At 51.1% G+C, this 5,250-nt stretch carries 7 protein-coding genes and 1 pseudogene; all 8 read left to right on the forward strand.

Annotated features, from left to right (window positions below; genetic code table 11):
- Positions 1-1,282: pseudogene (locus DXZ20_RS19465) on the forward strand (hypothetical protein); the annotation flags it as partial.
- Complete coding sequence (locus tag DXZ20_RS19470) at positions 1,269-2,108, forward strand: hypothetical protein (RefSeq protein ID WP_163699952.1); 840 nt, start codon at positions 1,269-1,271, stop codon at positions 2,106-2,108. The pseudogene DXZ20_RS19465 and the gene DXZ20_RS19470, both read left to right, overlap by 14 nt.
- Positions 2,109-2,219: 111 nt before the next feature.
- Complete coding sequence (locus DXZ20_RS19475; RefSeq protein WP_163699953.1) at positions 2,220-2,825, forward strand: hypothetical protein; 606 nt, start codon at positions 2,220-2,222, stop codon at positions 2,823-2,825.
- Positions 2,826-2,878: 53 nt separating this feature from the next.
- The gene (locus DXZ20_RS19480; RefSeq protein ID WP_163699955.1) at positions 2,879-3,073 is read left to right on the forward strand and encodes a hypothetical protein; all 195 of its coding nucleotides are present in this window, start codon (positions 2,879-2,881) and stop codon (positions 3,071-3,073) included.
- On the forward strand, positions 3,070-3,579 hold the full coding sequence (locus DXZ20_RS19485; RefSeq protein ID WP_163699957.1) for a hypothetical protein: 510 nt from the start codon (positions 3,070-3,072) through the stop codon (positions 3,577-3,579). Before DXZ20_RS19480 ends, DXZ20_RS19485 begins: the two co-directional genes overlap by 4 nt.
- Positions 3,576-4,460, forward strand: a complete 885-nt coding sequence (locus tag DXZ20_RS19490) for a hypothetical protein (protein ID WP_163699959.1) — start codon at positions 3,576-3,578, stop codon at positions 4,458-4,460. The genes DXZ20_RS19485 and DXZ20_RS19490 overlap by 4 nt, the downstream gene beginning before the upstream one ends.
- The gene (locus tag DXZ20_RS19495) at positions 4,433-4,654 is read left to right on the forward strand and encodes a hypothetical protein (RefSeq protein WP_163699961.1); all 222 of its coding nucleotides are present in this window, start codon (positions 4,433-4,435) and stop codon (positions 4,652-4,654) included. Before DXZ20_RS19490 ends, DXZ20_RS19495 begins: the two co-directional genes overlap by 28 nt.
- A partial coding sequence (locus DXZ20_RS19500) for an FHA domain-containing protein (protein ID WP_250565838.1) occupies positions 4,623-5,250 on the forward strand: 628 nt, incomplete at its 3' end. The genes DXZ20_RS19495 and DXZ20_RS19500, both read left to right, overlap by 32 nt.

Here is a 5,250-nt window from a genome sequence, read left to right on the forward strand (position 1 = left end):
CGAAAGCCCCCAACCCACTCAAGCACCAGAAGGCACCCCAACGACTCCTACACGTAGATTTGCACCCGCTAGGACGATACCGGGGAATCCGTCTAAAGTTAGCCCATCAGAGCTAGACCCTATAGCACCAAATGACCCTACAACATCCCCTAGTACAGACCCTTTGCAGAAAGAAACCGTAAAAGAAAATACGGTTATTGAGAGGTTAAGAAGGATTCAAGAGGAGCAACGTAATCCACTAACCGATTTACTCATTCCAGGCCTGGCAATCACTCCAGGTCTAAGACAAAATCCAGGCACTCCTTTAGTACCCGAAAGGAAAACCAACCCAGGCACTAATTTGCCGCAAACAGGTACATCGAGTTCTTGTGGATGCAATGGGGGCATAAACGCCCATACGGATGATGTCATAGGACAATTAGATAAACGCCTAAACGATAAATTAGACGCGCTTCAGCAAGGGTCTCAAAACGCTCAGCTGGCAGCTATTTTAGCTAAGTTGTTGGAGATGGAAAATTTTGCTAAGAAGGCCTGGCAAAACACGCATCTCGATAAGCTCATTAATCTACTGACCCTCGTCACCGTGCTCCACAATGGCGCGATGATCAGTCGTGACATTGGCGAAACGCTGGGCTATGTCGTGAGTAATGCCTTAGCCGCCGTTGGGGTCAAGGACGAGGATGGCAACGCCCTGGATATCAATGGCTTGGTGGGTGACAGCGTTACCAATTTCATTAAATCCGTGGTGGGTGAAGACGTTTATGAAGACACCCGCACCAGCTGGCAAAAGGCAAACCGCGTGCTTCAGGCTGGTAGTAACATCATTTGGACCATTCGCAACATCAGCGACACCACGTCAGACCTGCTGGAATGGACTGCCGAGAATACCGGCAAGATTGGCAATGCGCTTAAAAAATATGGAGTCGTAGGAGAGCGCTCATATCCCTGGATGGCTGAGCGTGCCAGGGTGCAAGATGCCTATCGCAATAAGCTCAGCCGTGTGTTTGACGGCCTTGAATCCGTCGAAGACACCGCTGATAGTCTCGCCGTCGTCACCTCCAATGTTCGTGAAATTCAAGAGGAAGTCACCGAACTGGGAGAAGCAAGACAGCGGTTTAAAGATGCGATCGCAGATGTGGGACCCGACGATATCCCAGGGCAACCAGAGAACGTGCCTATATCCATAGCAGAAGACGCGGCGGCTGTGGCAAGCCAAAGCCCAGCTGTCACTATCGCAACCGATGCTCAAAGAGGAGACTTACCCGACGATGCCACTCCCTGACAACTTCAGCCCAGTTGAACACCTCCAAGACACCATCCGCCGAACCTTTCGAACCGAGATTCGCGAATGGTTTCGAGATATCGACTTGGATGGCGATCTAGACATCAATACACCTCGGAGCAGCCTTGCCTTGGCCTGTGAACATCGTGATGATGACTCCTTCAACATGACCATCGGTCGAATAGTGCTGTTTGAAACATTGCGCGGGCGATTTGCAGAACAGCTTCTAAGTGGTGGTTCAGATGGTATTGGGGTCAGTCGTTACAAGACTAATGTCCATCGCAGGCTAAGACCTCAAATCGTACTCAGGTTTGCAGAAGATATTAGCGATGTTGAAGCCAGTTACGCCCCCGTCTACGGTCGTATCTCATTCAGACTCATGAGTCACGATCCAACCACTATCACAGAACCGATTGCGTTAACCTACGCAAACCGCATTAAAACCAATTTTGCAACAGGCGGTGGCTTTGTTTGGAAAAAAGGAAAGGAACTCTGCTCTTATTCCGACTGGGAAAAAGGGTATCAGCTACAGCTGCTGTGCCGGTCTGAAGCCGAAGGTCGTCGTGTCGTTGAGCAAGTCTTAGATATTCAGCAGGACACACCACAGTGGGCTTACTTTAATCACGAAGTGAATGCTGAACCAGCGACCGCTTATCCTACCGTTCCTGAAATGGATCGCGTGTACGGGAAAAATCGCCGACTTGCTCGTGTTCGACCAATTGCAGACGTACGCTTTCAATGGGCAAAACTATTTGTGCATGGTATGCAAACTCCGATTATTTTGGTAGACCGGTCCGGCATCTTGCTAAATTCACTTGCCAACTAACGCAAGGTCAAAAAATAGAAAACTTTACTTACAAAGGCTAAACCTTTAGCACCAAAAACTTTCGATATTTCAAGGGCTATAACGGGGGTGATTCACCTCAGATAATTCACTATGGCCAGACGAGAACCAAGCTGGGTATTGCGCCGTCGCGCTGCTCAAGCTGAAGCCCGAGAGAACTACTACGCGACGCGCAACGATAGTAACGATACGTTTAATTCCAATGTGGAATCATTGCCCCGAATCCAGGTTGGGTATCGTTCACTGAATCAAAAAATTGGTGCAACGCCAGTCCATGCCAGCCTTCTTGTGCGTGCATCAGAAACCGCTGTCAAGTGGTTTGAAGGGGTTGCCGATACCGGCGAGCTGACCGCTGCCAACACCCGATTAGGGTTGGAATACGCAGATTTAGCAGACTATATCGAGGTCACTAAATTTGAGATTTCCAAAATACACGCGGTCTTGGGGGCGACCACACCCACCGCTAAACGTACAGCTTGGGGTACCCGGTACCTCTCGTACACAAAGTCCGGTGAGGGCACCGCTCGCAGCAGCTATACGGCACCCATCTCAGTCAAGACTGGGGATTTCACGGCTGCTGACCTCAGAACTGCGGCTCAAGCAATTGCCTCTCTTGCCAACATCCGAACTGAAATTAAAGAAAACGGTCGGATGTGGATGCAGCCCGAAAGTGAGGACTACACCCTGGATACCGACTAATGAAAACGCTTGAGCTAGACAGGAAAGAACTAGCTAACCATTTGGCCACGCCGATGATCATCTTCGACCACCAAACACCGGAGGAAGTCATGATAGCGGCGGACCAAATGGTGCAACGGTCATTTGCACTCCAGCAGTTCATCCAAGGACAGCTCAACTGGGATGACTATCTCATGCTGCTGGATGACCATGGAATAGACGCCATCCACGCCCACGACGATTGGGTCAACGGCATCACCTACCTATGACGCTTAAACTTGACGTTACGGGAACTGGAAAATGGGAGTTAGCCTATCTCGATACGGTTGTGGCAGAACCAGAGCGGTTGAGGTTTAGACGGAACCACCGCCGACTGATAGACACGTTCGACATCCCGATAGTCTTTGACACGCACATTCTGGCAGTTGCCGCTAGTTATGCCCAAGCTCCAGCGACTTGGTACAACTGCGCGGATATCATTCAAGTCGCTGTTGGGGCCACCATTGATGATCCAGACATCTGGGAAAGTAGTACCGGTGTAGAGTCGATTGTCATAGGCCGTCAGCGACTCCGGCTCAACCAATCCTTAGAGCTCTTTGTCTTCCCCCCAGTCTCATCCGACTTACGCATTAGTTTCTCTCCCCTGCCGTGGATACCTGAGTTCAGCTTTGGCATCTATGCCTTTCGGGGCCAGGCCACAAACAGCATTGAGGAGAAAATCGACGCCGCCAGAGCGCAACTTGTGACCATAGAGGCCAAGATTGACTTGCTATGACATTTACCCGGTCTGTCCAAATCATCAAAGCCTTTCGACCAGGCGTACCGATTGCTGAGCTACGGTTCTACCAACCTGGCACGCTTGAAAGCTCAAGTTTGAGGTTTAACACGGTCTATAGCGGAAGAATTATTGAGCTGGCTATTTTTACCGGCCTCAAAACGTTACAGGACATTAACATCTGGATTGAAGACTCAGAGGGGGAACGTTTCACCCTGGTTCAAAACCTGAGGCTAAAGCCCAGTGTCAAGCGCGTTGATTTATTGGAATTGCTGGGCGGCGGGGAAGGGCTACGGGTCTCCCCCAATGTCATTCTAGGGGCCACCCTGGCGACCCCCGAACGCCGATCGCCTACCGACGACATCACTATCCTGGGCTATGCCGATGAAGTGGGTGAAACGGCGACAGACCCCGGCACTAGCCCCGATCAGGAGGTCTATTTAACGGTCCCTGAGCAGGCAAGCGATTTGTTTATCTCGACGAAAGAGACCAATCGAAAAATACCGTGGACAGCGTCCCCGAGAGCCTCTGATGATGTTTGCTATCGAATTGGTGACGACATCACGTTATCGCCAGATGGGAAAGACATCACGCTACCGATTGGCACCTTCGATATTTGGTATCGAATTCATTTTTCCACCATGGAAGGCTATGCCGTGATGGCCATCTTGGATAGCAGCACCTTGGAGCCACTGAACAAAAGCTCGGTGGGTGTGGCTGAACCGGGCAAAGAACCCGGCAAAATCCGGGAATCCATAGGCCGAGCCGTCTTTTTTGTGACGTCACCGATCACCATTAGCGTTGGGGTTGAGTACGCAGATTCGACTGAGGATAAACGGCTGAGCTGGTGGGAATGCTGGTGTCATATCAAGAAGCGATGATTGGCAGCCTTCCCCCTGGGCAGATTGCCCCGATGGGGACGGCAACCTTGCCTGTCAAGCAGCTGCAAACGCTCCTGATTAGCCTTAACAATCAGGCGGTTGAGATTTCTATCCATGATGGATTTCTGGAAATAAAAAACCTCACTGACCACACGGTTTTTTATGCTGGCTCCTGTTTACAGCCAGACGATTAAGCTCAAGTGGCACATGGCAATGCTACAAATCCTTGAGTACAGGCCAGGGCGAGATCAGCCCATTAGACACACGATCAATTTGGCCCGACTACCGGCCACCATTGGGCGATGGGACCAGGCGACCTACCCAGTGGCGGTCGGCATGGATCCACGCCTCGTATTTGTGCGCTCGATTTCTCGTATCCATGCCACGGTGTACCGCGAGGGCGACCAAATCATGCTCAAAGATGGGGGCGACCAACCGAGTCGCAACGGCCTCTGGCGAAATGGGGTGCAATTGAATCGTCCTGTGCGGATCTATGAAGGCTGTGAATATGCGCTCGTGCCCAGGACAGGGGACTATGGGCTACTCCTGAAGTGGCCCGTCACTGAACCGAGCACTGACTATCCCACCCTGGGGCTTGAAGATGTGGATAGTTTGAAAGCGGAGTTGAAGGACTCTGACGAGCAAATACAGTTCCTGACAACGCAAGTAGACCAGTTGACGATTCAGCAGGGGGCCACCCGAGATACAGCGCTCTCGCTACAGAAAGAGGTCAGTACGATCAAAACTGAGCTCAGAACTGTGAAAGCCAAAAATCTGCGCCAAGACTCAC

It is taken from the genome of Adonisia turfae CCMR0081 (assembly GCF_011009555.1).
In the GTDB taxonomy this organism is placed as follows: Bacteria; Cyanobacteriota; Cyanobacteriia; order Phormidesmidales; family Phormidesmidaceae; genus Leptothoe; species Leptothoe turfae.